We start from the raw sequence: 15959 nt of genomic DNA, 5'->3' as shown, positions 1-15959 counted from the left end.
ATAAATCACTTGTAAGTCGTAACTCGTAATTAAATATGAATAAGAAACTAAAAAAATACCTGATTACTGCAGCCATAATAGCAATTGTAGCTGCAGGGATATTCTTACTACTGCCGTCAGCAAAAGGCTCTGCCATCATACTGGATACGGCGAAGGCAGAAAAAGGGAATATCTCTATTGCCGTTACAGCAACAGGTACTATAGAGCCAATAACATTAGTAGAAGTAGGTACACAGGTATCGGGTGTTATATCTAAAATATATGTGGACTTTAATTCAGAAGTAAAAGCCGGACAAGTACTGGCCGAACTGGATAAGAGACTGCTGGTATCGGAACTGGAAAATGCAAATGCGAATCTACAGACAAGACAGGTTGAGCTTATATTACAAAAACAAAATTACGACCGTCAGAAAGGCCTGTGGGAAAAGCAGGCAATCAGTAAAGTAGACTGGGAAAACGCTGAATCTACCTACCAGACGGCACAGTTGGCAGTAACTTCATCGAAGGCTGCTGTACTGAAAGCACAAACCAATCTGGGATATGCAACCATCACATCTACTATCGACGGAGTAGTTATATCCCGGGCGGTAGAAGAGGGGCAAACCGTAGCCGCTTCATTCAGCACCCCTACCCTGTTTACTATAGCTAACGACCTGACAAAGATGCGTGTGATCGCCAATGTGGACGAGGCTGATATAGGCGGAGTGAAAGAAGGACAACGTGTAACATTTACAGTGGATGCTTTCCCTGATGATGAATTTGAAGGAAAAGTGGTACAGGTAAGGCTCGAAGCTACAACAACATCGAATGTTGTTACATATGAAGTCGTTATAGACGCTCCGAATCCCGAATTGAAACTGAAACCGGGACTTACTGCCAGTGTCAATATCTATACACAGGAAGAACAGGATGTGCTGGTAGTACCATCCAAGGCCTTACGCTTCAATCCTGATCCCGATATAATGAAGAATTTCAAAGATCTGACGTTGGGACAGCCTCTGCAGTTCGATCCGAAGGATAAAACCAAGAAAGTAGTTTGGGTAAAATCGGGAAATACACTTTCACCTAAACAGGTTACAGTAGGAACCACCGATGGCGTACATGTATCTGTAAAGGAAGGACTTAATCAGGGAGAAGTAGTTGTCACAGGTATTTCGCAAGAGACAAATAGCAGTATGTCCGAGCCTGAAAAAGCAAATGGCGAATCGAGCCCGTTTATGCCTCAGCGTCCGGGCGGTAACAGGAGGAGATAATGTAATGAATCAGAATAAGGAAATTATAAGAGTAGAAAATCTGAAACGCGACTATATTGTAGGCGATGAAACGGTTCATGCCCTACGGGGTATCAGCTTCAGCATACAGGAGGGCGAATTTGTGACCATCATGGGTACCAGCGGTTCCGGAAAATCTACTTTATTGAATATATTGGGGTGTCTGGATACGCCTACAGAGGGAGAATATTATCTGGATGGGATTTCTGTCCGCAAAATGGGCAAGAATGACAGGGCTACACTACGTAACCGTAAGATCGGATTTATATTTCAGTCTTATAATCTGCTGGCGAAGACAACAGCTGTGGAGAATGTAGAATTGCCCTTGATGTACAACCCTGATGTTTCGGCAAAAGAACGTCATCAGCGTGCTATCAAAGCTTTGGAAGAAGTAGGGTTGGGTGACAGGCTCAACCATAAGTCCAATCAGATGTCGGGAGGTCAGATGCAACGTGTGGCTATTGCCCGTGCGCTGGTAAATGAACCCGTAATAATACTGGCTGACGAAGCTACCGGAAACCTCGATACCCGTACATCTTTCGAAATTCTTTCGGTATTGCAACGCATGCATGATGAAGAAGGGCGTACAATCATATTTGTAACACACAATCCTGAGATCTCGGCATTCAGCAGTCGCAATATTGTCATTCGTGATGGTAGTATCAAGGAAGATAAGTATAATGATAATATACAGTCGGCAAGAGAATTTTTAGCAAAACTGCCGAAAGAGGATAATTAATGAGATGATATGCCAATATTTTTAAACGAAAAGTGAAGAACGAAAAACGATAAATATTTTTCACTTATCACTTTTAGTTTTTCACTTTCAAATCGGCACATAAAAATTATGAATTTAGTAAATCTATTCAAAATAGCTCTTCGGGCACTGAGCGGTAATAAGTTTAGGGGCTTCCTTACCATGCTTGGGATTATAATCGGTGTAGCGGCCGTTATTACCATGCTTGCAATAGGACAAGGTTCGAAGAAGAGTATACAGGACCAGATATCCACCATGGGTTCGAATATGATAAATATCCGTCCCGGAACAGGTCAGTTTGGTGGAGTACGACAGAGCGCATCGAGCATGCAGACGCTGAAACTCGAAGATTATGAGGCTATTGTGGAGCAGGCCGAATATATCTCGGCAGCATCACCCGAAGTACAATCATCAGGACAGGTGATTTATGGCGCAAACAACTCTCCTACTTCCATTTATGGTGTAAATCCCTCCTACCTCGATATCCGCAAATATACTATTGCTCAGGGCGAAATGTTTAGTGAAGGAGATGTTAAGACTTCTGCAAAAGTTTGTGTAATAGGGCAAACAGTTGTAGACAATTTGTTTACAAACGGTGAAGACCCTGTTGGACAGACTATCCGTTTCAACAAAATACCGTTTAAAGTAATAGGAGTACTTACCTCGAAAGGTGACAATACAATGGGGATGGATCAGGACGATTTGATAATCGCTCCTTATACTACAGTTCAGAAGCGTATTCTGGCCATTACTTACATTCAGTCTATATCGGCCTCTGCCGTAACAGAGGATGCTACCGAAGATGCTATAACAAGTATAGAAAACATCTTGCGGCAGCGTCACAAAATAGGGGCGAATGATGAGGATGATTTCAATGTACGTTCACAGAAAGAGCTTATCTCCATGATGAGTTCTACAACGGATATGATGACAATCCTTTTGGCATGTATTGCAGGTATATCGCTGTTGGTCGGTGGTATAGGCATTATGAATATTATGTATGTATCAGTAACAGAGCGTACCCGTGAAATCGGGCTGCGTATGTCTATCGGTGCCAAAGGTGTGGATATATTAATGCAGTTCCTGATCGAAGCCATTCTTCTGAGCGTAACAGGAGGTATAATAGGTGTGATACTCGGGGTCAGCAGTGCCTTTATGGTAAATTACCTTTTGGCATGGCCTATCAGTATTCAGGTATATACTATTGTATTGTCTTTCATTGTATGTACTGCCACAGGAATTTTCTTCGGTTGGTATCCTGCAAAAAAAGCATCATACCTTGATCCGATCGAAGCGCTGAGATATGAATAAGCTTGAATTATCTCTTAAATTGTTTATCTATATAGTTGTGTAATAAGCACAGAGATATTTAATTTTGTTATTGGTTTAGGGAAAAAGTAACAGTAATAAAATATGAATAATGTGTTACCTTTGTTACTTTTTAACAAGCACTAAGTTGAAAGTTATATGAGAGGTACGAAACATAAGTTGTTTACTGATAACTGAAAAAAACTGTTACGTTTGTTGCTTTTTAACTAAATATGGTTAATAAACGTAAATATATACTTAAGTCATTTAAGCTTAACTTACTGTATTTTAAAATGATATGAGCATGAAAAACTTTATAAAAATATTTCCACACATCATTATATGGACAATTGCATTATTGGTTCCGATATACTTGATCTCGCGTGAAGGAACATTTGATTATAAACCTTATTATAATTATATTATTCGCATGGGAATATTTGCCATATTGTTTTATGCAAATTATTCCTATTTGATAGAAAAATATTTATTCAACAGGAAGTTTGCTCTTTATGTTGTTACAAATATAGCGCTTATAGCTGTTCTGGTAATCCTTCAGACTTTTGTATCAGAATGTATGCGTCCTGATCCGGAGGTGGTACAGAGTATAGAACAAGGTATGCGGAAGAAACCGCCTCATATGGGCCGGTTTCCGGAAGGCAAGCATGGTGGACCACCACTTCTGATGCGTTTCATATTCGATTATGTATCTATTATTTTTGTGATAGGACTCGCTGTGGCAATAAAAACAACTATTCGCTGGTATAGGGATTCAATTAATTTTGAGAAGGCGAAAAGTGTTCAGCTAGAGGCCGATTTGCGTAATTTGAGAAGTCAGCTTAATCCTCACTTTCTTTTTAATACACTGAATAATATATATTCACTGATTGCTATCGATCAGAACAGGGCGCAGGATGCCGTCCATAGGCTCAGTAATCTTTTACGCTATGTGATGTACGATAATGATGAGAAATTTGTTCCTTTGGATAAGGAATTGACGTTTACTCAGAACTATATTGATTTAGTGAAACTCCGTCTTAGCGCTAACGTGAAACTAAATGTGCTGATAGACGGCAAAAGCAGCCATGATATGATTGCGTCATTAATGTTTATCACCCTGATAGAGAATGCTTTTAAACATGGGATAAATAATGGTGAAGAAAGTTTTATTGATGTTAGTATTTTGGTAGATCCGGGTAAAGGAGTACTTTGTACAGTAGAGAACAGCCTTGTGGAAAGAGAAGAAAATATGAACATGGAAGAGCATAATTCCGGCATTGGTTTAACCAACCTGTCTAAAAGACTTGACCTTCTATATCCTAACAGGCATGAATTTATCGCAGAGAAACGGACAAACAGTTTCTTTACATTATTAAGAATCGATTTTGGGAAAGAAAATAATATATTATGAAGCTGAAATGTGTAATAATAGATGATGAGCCTTTAGCGATAGATTTGTTGAAGACATATGTTGCTAAAACTCCCTTTTTAGAATTGACCGGGACTTTTAATAACGCTTTGTCTGCTATAGACACGATAAATAACGGAAAAACAGATGTATTGTTTCTGGATATAAATATGCCTCAGATAACAGGCCTGGAATTTTCCAAAACCCTCCCTCCCACTACAAAGATTATATTTACGACAGCATATGACCAGTATGCTGTGGATGGTTTCCGGCTAAATGCACTGGACTATCTACTGAAACCAATTAATTATACAGAGTTTCTGCAAGCAGCAAATAAAGCTCTTGAATGGTTTAAGTTGACAGCCGCTTCATCAAATGATAATGCGGCATCCTCCGCTACGAGTATATTCGTGAAATCGGGTTACAGAATGGAGAAAATAGAGTTTGACGATATTCTCTATATAGAGAACCAAAAGGATTATGTAAAGTTTCATTTGGAAACTCAAAAGGAGCCGGTAAGTTCTCTGATGAGTATGCAATCGTTGGAGGAGAAACTTCCCGAAAAGCAGTTTATGCGTGTACATCGCTCTTTCATTGTTAATCTGGATAAGATAAAAACGATAGAAAGAAACTGTATTGTATTCGGAAAGGAATATATCCCTGTGTCAGAATCATATAAGGCGAAATTTATGGACTTCCTCAACAAGCATTTCTTTTAATGATGCAGATTTATCGCAAAAAAGGCTGATATTTATTTTGGAATTAGAAAAAAGTACATATCTTTGCATCGCTTTTGAGGAAAAGCACAGTGTTAAGATGAACACTGGAGAGATGGCAGAGTGGTCGATTGCGGCGGTCTTGAAAACCGTTGAACTGCGAGGTTCCGGGGGTTCGAATCCCTCTCTCTCCGCGGAAAGGCTAAGACAAAAGAAGCCAAAAACAAGAAAAGTCCTACAAATCAGTGATTTGTGGGACTTTTTCGTTTATCCCCATTTCATATAGAAGCCATAAAAAAGCCATTTTTTGACATAGCTGCGTAACCTATTCGTAACCTATTGTCAAAAAATCAAAATAGGTTACGATTTGTCTGATTTAGGCAGTTGGGAGTCTGTTTTTGGAAGCCTGTATTTATCTCATTATTTGATTGTTGAATGTATTTTTGAAATTAAATTTTGAGTTATGAAAAAGACGACATTCAGTATCCTTTTTTATGGAAAAAAGAATGGATTAAAAGCAAACGGCAAGATGCCGGTTATGGGACGAATTACCGTGAATGGAAAATCGATCCAGTTTGGAACAAAGGTTGATGTTGATCCTAAATTATGGAATGTAACGGCAGGTAAGCTTGTCGGAAAAACACAGGAAGTCATTAACACAAACTCAGTGCTTGATAGTATCAAAGCAACGATGACTAAGATTTACAGAGAACTACAGGAAAGAGAAGTTTCTGTTACCCCTGAACGTATTAAAAACATCTTCTTTGGTGTTGAAATTCAACAGCAAATGCTGCTTGATCTTTTTAGGAAGCATAATGAAGATGTTGAGAAACTGATCGGCATAAATAAAAGTAAGGCTACTTACCAAAAGTACGAAGTTACCAGAAAACATCTGACTTCTTTCATCAAAGAAAAATACAATCGTTCGGATGTCGCACTAAAAGAAATCGACTTTATTTTTATAACTGATTTTGAGGTTTACCTCTTGACCACAGCCGGATGTAATCCGAATACAACAGCCAAATTTATGCAGTTTTTTAAACGGATTGTTATTCTAGCCAAGAATAACGGATGGTTAAAGAGTGATCCGTTTATAAATTATAAGATCAGGATTAAGAAAGTCGATCGAGGCTATTTAACACAGAATGAAATAGAATCTATCATTAACAAGAAGATAACGATAAAGCGCCTGGATCAGATTCGGGATATTTTTATTTTTTCCTGTTTTTGCGGATTGGCTTATATCGATGTAAAAAATCTGAGAAAAGAAAATATTCGTATATCATTTGATGACAAACTCTGGTTAATAGGTAAAAGAGAAAAGACAGGGGTGTCTTTTACTATTCCTTTGCTTGATATTCCTCAAAAAATCCTGAATAAATATGAAGGAGCATTATCTGATGATCGTGTACTTCCGGTTCCAAGTAATCAAAAGGTAAATGCATATTTGAAGGAAATTGGCTCTTTATGTGGAATTGATAAGCAGTTGAGCTTCCATCTTGCAAGACACAATAAAACATCTTATCGACTACTACCCAGCATATTACGAACTGTTCGTTTTTTAATAGGTAACGATTTAGAAACCAGCTTGGTTCTTAGATATGCTTAATTTTCTAACTATACTAAAGAGCGACTCAATATTTGCAAATATATAAAATAAGATTAAACTTCAATTATATTTATAAAAATGATTTGTATTATCTCTATACGGTTTTAATCAAATGATTTTCTAGCGGTACCGAAAAATGGGTGATTTTACAAATCAAGAATTGTTTCTTTCATAATCTGTAAATTCATTTTTAATATCCACCCTACTGAAGAATTTCCCACATTCTTGTATGTTTTAATCTTCAATAAATAACATCAGCACTCATTATCATATATATAAATGTTGGCTCAATATTTGTTATTACTAAAACAAAAGAACAAATGGCTCTTAGTAATGCTTTTGCTTTTATAAAGTATATTCAATTAAGTAATGATTTTAGAAAATCTTGTTATAATTGCAAATCAAAGACTGATTTGATAACTATACTAGCATGTTATGAGATTGCATTTACAGAAGAAGAGTTTCGTGAAGCAATTAGTGCATCATTATTTAAATGCCAAACGGAGAATGAAGCTTTAAAAATTAAGCAAATAGAATGGCTATATAATTTATATCCCGAAAAATGACTTATTATGGATACAATAGAAAACAAAAACATTATCATACCCAATATAGAAAAAATTCGTTTTATAATTAAAGATGCCATCGGCTTAGACGTTATGTATGCCTATGAAGATTTGTTTTTTGCAGAACACGGTGTTTTTCTAATCAAAGTTTGTGACAATAATCAAAACCTCTTAGAATGCTTCTTTAATCTAGATTGTGATGTACATAATAGTTTGATAATACTCGAGAAGTTAATGATTTCATCTCAACTAAATGGAATGACTCTCCTTAATAAGGGGAAATTCGATATGAAGCAAGATAAGGGAGAACAAACCTTCTCCCTCACATTTTATAAATAGACATTTTATTTACAAAAATGTTTATTTCCCGATAAGCACTTCTGTTGACTTTATTATGGCATGAGCAACATCTCCGACTTTTAACTCCAGTTCATCCACACTATCTACCGTTATAACTGATACTATAGTTTGTCCATTCCCCAAATCAATAGTTACCTTAGCCATTACAGCTCCTCTCTTGATGTCTGTAATAGTTCCCTTTAAATCATTGCGAGCACTTAGTTTCATATTTTACAGTTTTAATTGATTATAATAGCATAACAGTAAACCCGTTGTCTTTGTTATTTTATATCGAATGCTTTTTCATTGAACTCACCAAAGTAGCTTCTCTAAGTTTATCAAATGTCTGAATATCCTTATTCGTAAGATTTAATCCATCTACATTTTGGTGAAAACGATCTCATTAGACTACATATATGTAGATTTACGAGAGCGATTCATTATACATATAATCATATATCGCTGTATATCTAAAACTTACATCCAATGGCATGATTTCTGATATAATACTGAAAAGAAATAGAACATGCATCAACCCTTTCGAATTATATCTAAGCTAGAAATAGAAAAAAATGGAAGTTGTTTTCTCAATGCGAAACGTATTGAGCTATTGAAGCGGATTAATAGTCGTGGATCTATTTTGGGAGCTTCCAAAGATATGAAAATGTCTTATCAGCAAGCATGGGTTATAATCAAAGAACTTAATAGTATCTCGCCATTACCTGTTGTCACACGTCAACGCGGTGGAACAAATGGAGGTGGTGCATTAATTACAAATTTCGGATTCAAATTAATAGAAAGTTTCGAGAGAATGGTTTCGGAACAGAACAGGTATATCTCTGAAATGGAAGATGATATACTGGCATGCTTTATTTGATTTTTTTTACGAATCGTTATTCTTTTCAATTTATATCGATCTATTTCATCTTAATTTATTTAGGTTATGGACAAAAAAAAGTTTTATTCAGTAATTTGTTTTGGTTTATTCTTAATTTTTCTTCAAGGACCCGTTTATTCACAATCAGTAAAGATTGACGGAGAAATACGGACACGAGCAGAGTATCGAAATGGATTTCAGAGCCCATTAGCAGATACATTGCATAGTGCAACTATAGGTTCTCTTCGAACGAGACTAAATGTTATTTACAGCGATGATAAAATCAAAGCTAAGATAACATTGCAAGATTCAAGAACCTATGGTCAGACAGGTATTAATAGTACGAATAATTCTCTTGGATTGTACGAAGCATGGGGAGCATATATGTTTACTCCTGAACTTTCGGCGACCTTAGGACGTCAGTCTCTCGAATATGACGATAAACGCCTTTTCTCTGCTGCAAATTGGAGCAATACAGGCAATTCGCACGATCTGTTGTTGCTGAAGTATGAAACTAAAACAGGTATTAAGGCACATCTTGGAAGTGAATGGAACAATGGCAGTGATGTCCTTTATGAATCTGCTTACGACGTAAGTAAATCATATAAAATGCTGACTTATATATGGCTGGCTAAATCTTTTGGAAAATTCGATGCCACAGCTTTATGGGTTAACGATGGTTTTCAACGAGGAACAACAAATGATTTGATAAACAAGTTGAGTTATCGAAATACAGTAGGCGGAAACTTAGGTTTTAAAGATAAGACAATACCATATTCATTCTATGCAACAGCCTATTATCAATTTGGACACAACCCTAAAGATAAAAGTTTAAGAGGCTATCTATTGGCTCTAAAAAATCAATATTCGATAACAAATAAGTGGAGCATAACACTAGGAGGAGACTATTTTTCGGGATCGAAATCAGATATGGAATCAGGAAAAGACCGTACTTTCAACAAGTTATATGGTGTAAACCACTCATTTAACGGATCAATGGAATATTGGGCTACTTTACCAACACAGGGGTTATCTGATTTATATGCAGGCATTACATTTAAGCCCAATTCAAAATTTAATATTGATGCAACATTTCACACATTCTCTCTGACTAAAGAATTAAGTTCAACAGATAAAAAGAATATTGGTTCTGAAGTAGATATCACGGCGAACTATACCATTTCACCCGAAATAACTTTGCAAGGAGGTTGGAGTGCTTATTTCAAAACGGATCAGACCAATACAGTAAAAAAACAAGTGAACATTGATACTAAATTTCCAACTTGGGCATATGTGATGATTTCATTTAAGCCTACCTTTTTATCTAAAAAATAAAATACTAATAATTAAATAACAAGAACTATGAAGCGATTATTATTTACAGCACTATTGCTACTTTCCGTCTTTATATATACAAATGCACAGAATGTTAAAGTTGCTGCTGCAGCAAATCTCAGATATGTACTTGAAGACATAAAAAAACTATATGAAAAAGAAAATCCAAAAGCTAAAATAGATATCACATTTGGCTCATCTGGTACGTTAACTCAACAAATAGTTAATGGAGCTGCATTTGATCTTTTTATGGCTGCGGATGTTGATTTCCCTAAAAAAGTGCAAGAGAGTGGCTTTGCAAATGGTGAAGTGAAAACATACATATATGGAAAATTAGCTCTTTGGAGTCTTACTCTCGACGTATCTAAAGGGATTAATACTGTACTTCAGTCATCAGTAAAGAAAATAGCAATAGCCAATCCCAAGGGTGCGCCATATGGAGAAGCCGCTGCTAACTTGCTCAAATCAAAGAAACTATACGATAAGATAAGCAGTCAGATTGTGTGGGGCGACAATATTGGTCAGGCAGCACAATTTGCTTTCTCCGGAAATGCCGAACTGGGTTTTGTTGCGCTATCATTGGCTATGGCTCCAGAAATGAGAAGCAAAGGTAAATATTATGTATTCTCCGAAAAGGATTGCCCTCCTATTGAACAAGCTTATGTATTAGTAAAAGGTTCGGAGAAAAATCCGGAAGCAGCGAAGTTTATAAACTATGCGATGAGTCGAAAGTGCGATAAGCTTTGGAGTAGCTATGGATACGGCTTATTAAAGAAATAGTAACAGATCAATTTCCTATTGTTACACTAAGAACAATAGGGAACTTATTATATAGAGATATGGAAACAGATTTTATAGATACCCTCTTACTGACGGCTAAATTAGCGACAGCAACAACAGGTATACTTTTCCTTTTGGGATTACCTGTTGCATATATATTGGCTTATACCCAATATCGGATAAAAGTGATCTTTGAAGCTTTGATTTGCATGCCAATGGTATTACCTCCGACAGTATTAGGATATTATCTGCTAGTAGCGTTTAGCCCGCAAAATGGATTCGGGCGATTCATTGAGCAATACTTCGATGTCCGATTAGCTTTTTCTTTTGAGGGAATATTGATTGCAAGCGTAATAGCCGGATTACCTTTTATGATACAGCCTCTTCAAAGCGGGCTTACGAGTTTGCCCGCAAGTTTTAGAGAAGCATCGTATATCTTAGGTAAATCAAAAATAAGAACATTCTTCCGTGTTTTATTGCCTAATATAAAACCTTCTATAATAACAGGTATTTCTCTCACATTTGCCCATTGCATAGGTGAGTTTGGGATTGTACTTATGGTTGGGGGTAATATTCCGGGACAAACAAGAATAGCATCAATCGCGATCTATGATGAGGTACAAACTTTGAATTATAGTGTAGCTAATAAGTATTCTCTTATCTTGTTTGTTACTTCTTTTGTGTTGTTGACAATCATTTATAGTATTAATAAAGGATTCAGGATGAAAACCGGAGGTGAATAAACCTCCATATATAAGCGAAAGGTATGATTTATATAAATGTAGAACGGAAAATGTTGACATCCGAAGGTGAGCGCTCATTAAATATAGATATTAATATAGAAGATAAACATCTTGTTGCTGTTTTTGGTCATTCAGGTGCAGGAAAGACAACTTTATTACGAATGATTGCCGGGTTGCAAAAGCCTGATAAAGGCGTTATCGCTATAGGAGATAACGTAGTATTCGACTCGGCAAAGAAGATCAATCTCTCTCCACAAAAAAGGAATATTGGCTTTATGTTTCAAGATTATGCCCTTTTTCCTAATATGACGGTGGAAGAAAATATACGTTTTGGACAAGATAAAGGACAAAATAAACAGTATACAGACCAATTAATAGAAACTTTTGGACTAGATATGCTGCGCAAGCGCAAGCCATCAAAATTATCAGGAGGACAAAAACAACGAGTAGCTTTGGCTCGCTCCATTGCAAGAAAACCAGATGTACTCCTTCTTGATGAACCGTTGTCTTCTTTAGATGAATCGATGAGATTATCTCTTCAATCTGAAATACTAAAAGCTCATGAATTATTTGCTTCAACAACACTTATTGTAAGTCATGATAAAGAAGAAGTCAAAAGACTAGCGACACATGTCCTTTGCATAGGAACAGAGAGAATCAGCGAGCTACTGAATCCTACATTTTTGTAGGATTCACTTTTAAATCTTACATTTTAGAACATTTTATAAAATCAGCTATTTTTTATTTCAAAACGATCAAAGATTATCAATCTATCGATCAGGATATTAAACCGTTATATTATTCAAGGTATAACGGTTTAACATGTTATGGCACATGCTTTGAATATATGTTTTCGTGAAACTAAAATTTCTATTATAAATATAATAATATTCAAAGTTATGAGAAAGATTGCGATTTATGGTAAAGGTGGAATTGGCAAATCAACAACCACACAAAATACTGTAGCCGGTTTAGCCGAAATGGGAAAAAAGGTAATGGTTGTTGGCTGCGATCCCAAAGCAGATTCTACTCGTCTGCTGCTTCATGGACTAGCTCAAAAAACAGTTTTGGATACATTAAGGGATGAAGGCGAAGATGTCGAACTTGACGATGTGTTAAAAGAAGGTTTTAAAGAAACAAGTTGTGTAGAGTCTGGGGGGCCTGAACCGGGTGTAGGTTGCGCAGGTCGAGGTATCATAACATCCATAAACTTGTTAGAGCAACTTGGTGCTTACGATGACGATAAACATCTGGATTATGTATTTTATGATGTATTGGGAGACGTTGTATGCGGAGGTTTTGCGATGCCTATCCGCGATGGAAAAGCACAGGAAGTGTACATTGTTTGTTCTGGTGAAATGATGGCGATGTATGCTGCTAATAATATATGCAAATCTATATCAAAATTCGGTAAAGTAGGCGATGTACGCCTAGGAGGCCTTATTTGTAATTCGCGTAAAGTAGACAATGAAGCAAATATGATTGAAGAGTTTGCTAAAAAACTTGGAACACAAATGATTCATTTTGTTCCTCGGGACAATATGGTTCAACATGCCGAAATTAATCGTAAAACAGTTATAGATCATGCACCGGAGCATCCTCAGGCAGATGAATACCGTACCCTTGCCAGAAAAATAGACGGAAACAAGATGCATGTAATACCCAAACCTCTTGAGATGGAAGAACTGGAAGAATTGCTTGTCGGATTTGGTATTATGAACTAATCAGACATTCAATATAGTCCTATTTTCTTAAAATTATTCAATTTACAATCATTAAATATCAGGAGGATTTTTATGTTATTAATAAGAGCCATAGTACGTCCGGAGAAATCGCCAGTGGTTATGAAAGATTTATTTAATGCCGGCTTTCCGGCTGTTACGAAGTTGTCGGTTTTCGGTCGCGGGAAACAACGCGGACTAAAAGTCGGCAACGTAACATACGATGAATTACCCAAAGATTTACTAATAATTGCAATCAACGAAAAGGACAAAGAATTTGTCGTAGAAACGATTATAGCATCTGCCCGTTCCGGAGAAAAAGGACAGGCCGGTGACGGAAAAATATTCATTACTCCAATAGAGGAAACTTACACCATATCAAGCCGTAAGAAAGAATAAAATTAAATCGTTAAAAGCATGAAATTAATCTTAGCAATTATAAGAATCGCAAAAATGAGTGAGACTAAAGAGGCTTTAGCCGCTGCGGGGCTTCCGTCCTTTACTGCAATGCATGTTTTAGGAAGAGGGCAAGGACATGGCGATTTGGAAAAGATAAAAGCAATATCTCAGCACAACGAAGCCGCACCGGAAGATCTGAAAGATGCCTTGGAATTTATCCCTGAAGTACCTCGTTTGAAGTCAAAACGAATGATAACACTTGTAGTTACCGATGAAAAAAAAGAGTTGGCTATAGAAACCATTCTGAAAGCAAACCAAACAGGAAAATCGGGCGATGGAAAAGTCTTTGTTTTAAATGCATTGGGTTCATACAGTGTACATACAGGTGAAGCTGGTGATGCAACATTGGATTAAACAATAAATAGGATCGAAGGAAAGATCTATAATCAAAAGAAATTATGGTAGACGATAAAGATAAAATCAAAGATGGTATAATTGCCGATTTACAAATTTTTAAAGATGAGGTGATAACCAAATATCCCAAAAAGGTCGGTAAAAAAAGAGCCAAGTCAATTATACTCAGTGATATTGAACAAACACCCGAAATCCAAGCAAACGTACGTACTATACCCGGTATCATAACTCAACGGGGATGTACATATGCCGGATGTAAGGGCGTAGTATTGGGACCAACCCGTGATATCGTAAATATTACACACGGCCCTATCGGATGTGGATTTTACTCATGGCTAACAAGACGTAATCAGACAAAACCGACAACGGATGAAGAAGCAAACTTTATACCCTATTGTTTTTCAACCGATATGCAAGATAAAAATATTGTATTCGGAGGAGAAGATAAGTTAAAGCAGGCTATTCGTGAAGCTTACGAATTATTTCATCCGAAAGCGATTGCTATATTCTCAACATGTCCCGTAGGACTGATTGGTGATGATGTACATCGGGTAGCACGACATATGATGGAGGAAATAGGTGGCGACATCAATATATTCGGATTCTCTTGTGAGGGTTATCGTGGTGTATCTCAGTCTGCCGGTCACCACATTGCAAACAATGGATTATTTAAAAACCTGATAGGTCGTGATGACGAAGTAAGAGGAAGTCTTAAATATCGCGTCAATTTGTTGGGTGAATATAACATCGGTGGCGATGCTTTCGAATTGGAAAGAGTATTCGAAAAATGCGGAATCAATCTTGTATCTACATTTAGTGGAAACTCGACTATCGAGAGTTTCGAAAATGCACATACAGCCGACCTGAATATGGTTATGTGTCATCGTTCTATCAACTATGTTGCAGAAATGATGGAAACAGCATTCGGTATTCCTTGGATCAAAGTTCAGCCGATAGGAGCACGATCAACAGCTAAAATGTTACGCAAAATTGCACAATATTTTGGTGATCAGGAATTAATAGATAAGGTCGAAGAGGTTGTAGCTGAAGAAATGGCTGAAGTAGAAGCTGTAAGGGAGAAGATATATTCGAAAACCAAAGGCAAGCTTTCAATGCTTTTTGTCGGAGGATCACGAGCACACCACTATCAAGACTTGTTTGAAGAACTGGGAATGACTACAATTGCAGCCGGATATGAATTCGGACACCGTGATGATTATGAAGGACGCCGTGTAATACCAACGATACAGATCGATGCTGATAGTCGCAATATCGAAGAGATAACCGTAACTAAAGATGCTACACGTTACAATCCGCGCAAGACAGAAAGCGAATTACAAGAATTAAACAAAGAACTTGAATTCACTGAGTACAAAGGGATCATGGATCAGATGGAAAAAGGGACTCTTGTTATAGATGACCTTAGCCATTATGAGATGGAGAAACTGATTGAAATGTATCATCCGGATGTATTCTGTGCTGGTATAAAAGAAAAATTCTGTGTTCAGAAAATGGGTATTCCTTTGAAGCAACTTCACAATTATGATGTAGGTGGACCATATGCCGGATTTAAAGGTGCTATTAACTTTTATAAAGACATCGAAATGATGGTAGGTGCAAATATCTGGAAGGAAATAAAAGCACCTTGGGAGAGCGATGCATATGTTGAAGCTCAGTATGCTTGCTAAACTATTATGAACAACTAAAAAATAAAAA

General features: G+C 36.8%; 18 protein-coding genes and 1 tRNA gene. 18 read left to right on the top strand and 1 reads right to left on the bottom strand.

What is annotated here, in order from left to right; all coding sequences use genetic code 11:
- The first annotated feature begins 35 nt into the window (after positions 1-35).
- From IR083_RS12135 to IR083_RS12095, 9 genes are all read left to right on the top strand, one after another.
- Positions 36-1253 (top strand): efflux RND transporter periplasmic adaptor subunit, encoded by a 1218-nt coding sequence (locus tag IR083_RS12135; protein WP_194224510.1) that lies wholly within the window; start codon positions 36-38, stop codon positions 1251-1253.
- A 4-nt stretch (positions 1254-1257) separates the two neighbouring features.
- Positions 1258-2010 carry an ABC transporter ATP-binding protein gene (locus tag IR083_RS12130; protein ID WP_044215365.1) on the top strand — a complete coding sequence of 251 codons (753 nt, stop codon included), beginning with the start codon at positions 1258-1260 and terminating at the stop codon, positions 2008-2010.
- Positions 2011-2118: 108 nt separating this feature from the next.
- Entirely contained in the window at positions 2119-3339 is a 1221-nt protein-coding gene (locus IR083_RS12125; protein WP_194224509.1) for an ABC transporter permease, read from the top strand.
- A gap of 301 nt (positions 3340-3640) precedes the next feature.
- Positions 3641-4747, top strand: a complete 1107-nt coding sequence (locus tag IR083_RS12120; RefSeq protein WP_194224508.1) for a sensor histidine kinase — start codon at positions 3641-3643, stop codon at positions 4745-4747.
- Positions 4744-5463, top strand: a complete 720-nt coding sequence (locus IR083_RS12115; protein ID WP_194224507.1) for a LytR/AlgR family response regulator transcription factor — start codon at positions 4744-4746, stop codon at positions 5461-5463. The genes IR083_RS12120 and IR083_RS12115 overlap by 4 nt, the downstream gene beginning before the upstream one ends.
- 106 nt (positions 5464-5569) lie before the next feature.
- Positions 5570-5654, top strand: a tRNA-Ser gene (locus tag IR083_RS12110).
- A gap of 269 nt (positions 5655-5923) precedes the next feature.
- On the top strand, positions 5924-7069 hold the full coding sequence (locus IR083_RS12105) for a site-specific integrase (protein WP_194224506.1): 1146 nt from the start codon (positions 5924-5926) through the stop codon (positions 7067-7069).
- A gap of 320 nt (positions 7070-7389) precedes the next feature.
- Positions 7390-7635 (top strand): hypothetical protein, encoded by a 246-nt coding sequence (locus IR083_RS12100; RefSeq protein ID WP_006798154.1) that lies wholly within the window; start codon positions 7390-7392, stop codon positions 7633-7635.
- A gap of 6 nt (positions 7636-7641) precedes the next feature.
- Positions 7642-7974: a hypothetical protein gene (locus IR083_RS12095; protein ID WP_006798153.1), complete on the top strand. Its 333-nt coding sequence runs from the start codon at positions 7642-7644 to the stop codon at positions 7972-7974.
- Positions 7975-7995: 21 nt separating this feature from the next.
- On the opposite strand, the gene IR083_RS12090 is transcribed toward IR083_RS12095, so the two are convergent.
- Positions 7996-8202, bottom strand: a complete 207-nt coding sequence (locus IR083_RS12090) for a molybdopterin-binding protein (protein WP_006798152.1) — start codon at positions 8200-8202, stop codon at positions 7996-7998.
- 298 nt (positions 8203-8500) lie between these two features.
- Between IR083_RS12090 and IR083_RS12085 the strand changes: the two genes are divergently transcribed.
- The 9 genes from IR083_RS12085 (at position 8501) to nifD (ending at position 15931) form a co-directional block, all read left to right on the top strand.
- A complete protein-coding gene (locus IR083_RS12085; RefSeq protein ID WP_006798151.1) occupies positions 8501-8851 on the top strand; it encodes a winged helix-turn-helix domain-containing protein in 351 nt (116 codons plus the stop codon).
- Positions 8852-8917: 66 nt separating this feature from the next.
- Complete coding sequence (locus IR083_RS12080; RefSeq protein WP_006798150.1) at positions 8918-10186, top strand: alginate export family protein; 1269 nt, start codon at positions 8918-8920, stop codon at positions 10184-10186.
- A 27-nt stretch (positions 10187-10213) separates the two neighbouring features.
- Positions 10214-10966 carry a molybdate ABC transporter substrate-binding protein gene (modA, locus tag IR083_RS12075; protein ID WP_006798149.1) on the top strand — a complete coding sequence of 251 codons (753 nt, stop codon included), beginning with the start codon at positions 10214-10216 and terminating at the stop codon, positions 10964-10966.
- 59 nt (positions 10967-11025) lie between these two features.
- Complete coding sequence (gene modB / locus IR083_RS12070; RefSeq protein ID WP_006798148.1) at positions 11026-11709, top strand: molybdate ABC transporter permease subunit; 684 nt, start codon at positions 11026-11028, stop codon at positions 11707-11709.
- A 23-nt stretch (positions 11710-11732) separates the two neighbouring features.
- Complete coding sequence (locus IR083_RS12065) at positions 11733-12398, top strand: sulfate/molybdate ABC transporter ATP-binding protein (protein ID WP_044215364.1); 666 nt, start codon at positions 11733-11735, stop codon at positions 12396-12398.
- A gap of 210 nt (positions 12399-12608) precedes the next feature.
- Entirely contained in the window at positions 12609-13433 is an 825-nt protein-coding gene (gene nifH, locus IR083_RS12060; RefSeq protein ID WP_194224505.1) for a nitrogenase iron protein, read from the top strand.
- 72 nt (positions 13434-13505) lie between these two features.
- On the top strand, positions 13506-13829 hold the full coding sequence (locus IR083_RS12055; RefSeq protein ID WP_006798145.1) for a P-II family nitrogen regulator: 324 nt from the start codon (positions 13506-13508) through the stop codon (positions 13827-13829).
- An 18-nt stretch (positions 13830-13847) separates the two neighbouring features.
- A complete protein-coding gene (locus tag IR083_RS12050) occupies positions 13848-14243 on the top strand; it encodes a P-II family nitrogen regulator (RefSeq protein ID WP_006798144.1) in 396 nt (131 codons plus the stop codon).
- A 44-nt stretch (positions 14244-14287) separates the two neighbouring features.
- Positions 14288-15931, top strand: coding sequence for a nitrogenase molybdenum-iron protein alpha chain (gene nifD / locus IR083_RS12045; RefSeq protein ID WP_006798143.1), 1644 nt, complete (start codon positions 14288-14290; stop codon positions 15929-15931).
- The last annotated feature ends 28 nt before the right edge of the window (positions 15932-15959 follow it).

Source organism: Dysgonomonas sp. GY75, assembly GCF_015234155.1.
Classification (GTDB): Bacteria; Bacteroidota; Bacteroidia; order Bacteroidales; family Dysgonomonadaceae; genus Dysgonomonas; species Dysgonomonas gadei.
This window is presented reverse-complemented; position numbering and strand designations above follow the sequence as displayed.

Excerpts from the sequence above, each read along its gene's own strand:
- IR083_RS12135 (WP_194224510.1), top strand. The coding sequence starts at position 36 with ATGAATAAGAAACTAAAAAAATACCTGATTACTGCAGCCATAATAGCA.
- IR083_RS12130 (WP_044215365.1), top strand. The coding sequence starts at position 1,258 with ATGAATCAGAATAAGGAAATTATAAGAGTAGAAAATCTGAAACGCGAC.
- IR083_RS12125 (WP_194224509.1), top strand. The coding sequence starts at position 2,119 with ATGAATTTAGTAAATCTATTCAAAATAGCTCTTCGGGCACTGAGCGGT.
- IR083_RS12120 (WP_194224508.1), top strand. The coding sequence starts at position 3,641 with ATGAAAAACTTTATAAAAATATTTCCACACATCATTATATGGACAATT.
- IR083_RS12115 (WP_194224507.1), top strand. The coding sequence starts at position 4,744 with ATGAAGCTGAAATGTGTAATAATAGATGATGAGCCTTTAGCGATAGAT.
- IR083_RS12105 (WP_194224506.1), top strand. The coding sequence starts at position 5,924 with ATGAAAAAGACGACATTCAGTATCCTTTTTTATGGAAAAAAGAATGGA.
- IR083_RS12100 (WP_006798154.1), top strand. The coding sequence starts at position 7,390 with ATGGCTCTTAGTAATGCTTTTGCTTTTATAAAGTATATTCAATTAAGT.
- IR083_RS12095 (WP_006798153.1), top strand. The coding sequence starts at position 7,642 with ATGGATACAATAGAAAACAAAAACATTATCATACCCAATATAGAAAAA.
- IR083_RS12090 (WP_006798152.1), bottom strand. The coding sequence starts at position 8,202 with ATGAAACTAAGTGCTCGCAATGATTTAAAGGGAACTATTACAGACATC.
- IR083_RS12085 (WP_006798151.1), top strand. The coding sequence starts at position 8,501 with ATGCATCAACCCTTTCGAATTATATCTAAGCTAGAAATAGAAAAAAAT.
- IR083_RS12080 (WP_006798150.1), top strand. The coding sequence starts at position 8,918 with ATGGACAAAAAAAAGTTTTATTCAGTAATTTGTTTTGGTTTATTCTTA.
- modA (WP_006798149.1), top strand. The coding sequence starts at position 10,214 with ATGAAGCGATTATTATTTACAGCACTATTGCTACTTTCCGTCTTTATA.
- modB (WP_006798148.1), top strand. The coding sequence starts at position 11,026 with ATGGAAACAGATTTTATAGATACCCTCTTACTGACGGCTAAATTAGCG.
- IR083_RS12065 (WP_044215364.1), top strand. The coding sequence starts at position 11,733 with ATGATTTATATAAATGTAGAACGGAAAATGTTGACATCCGAAGGTGAG.
- nifH (WP_194224505.1), top strand. The coding sequence starts at position 12,609 with ATGAGAAAGATTGCGATTTATGGTAAAGGTGGAATTGGCAAATCAACA.
- IR083_RS12055 (WP_006798145.1), top strand. The coding sequence starts at position 13,506 with ATGTTATTAATAAGAGCCATAGTACGTCCGGAGAAATCGCCAGTGGTT.
- IR083_RS12050 (WP_006798144.1), top strand. The coding sequence starts at position 13,848 with ATGAAATTAATCTTAGCAATTATAAGAATCGCAAAAATGAGTGAGACT.
- nifD (WP_006798143.1), top strand. The coding sequence starts at position 14,288 with ATGGTAGACGATAAAGATAAAATCAAAGATGGTATAATTGCCGATTTA.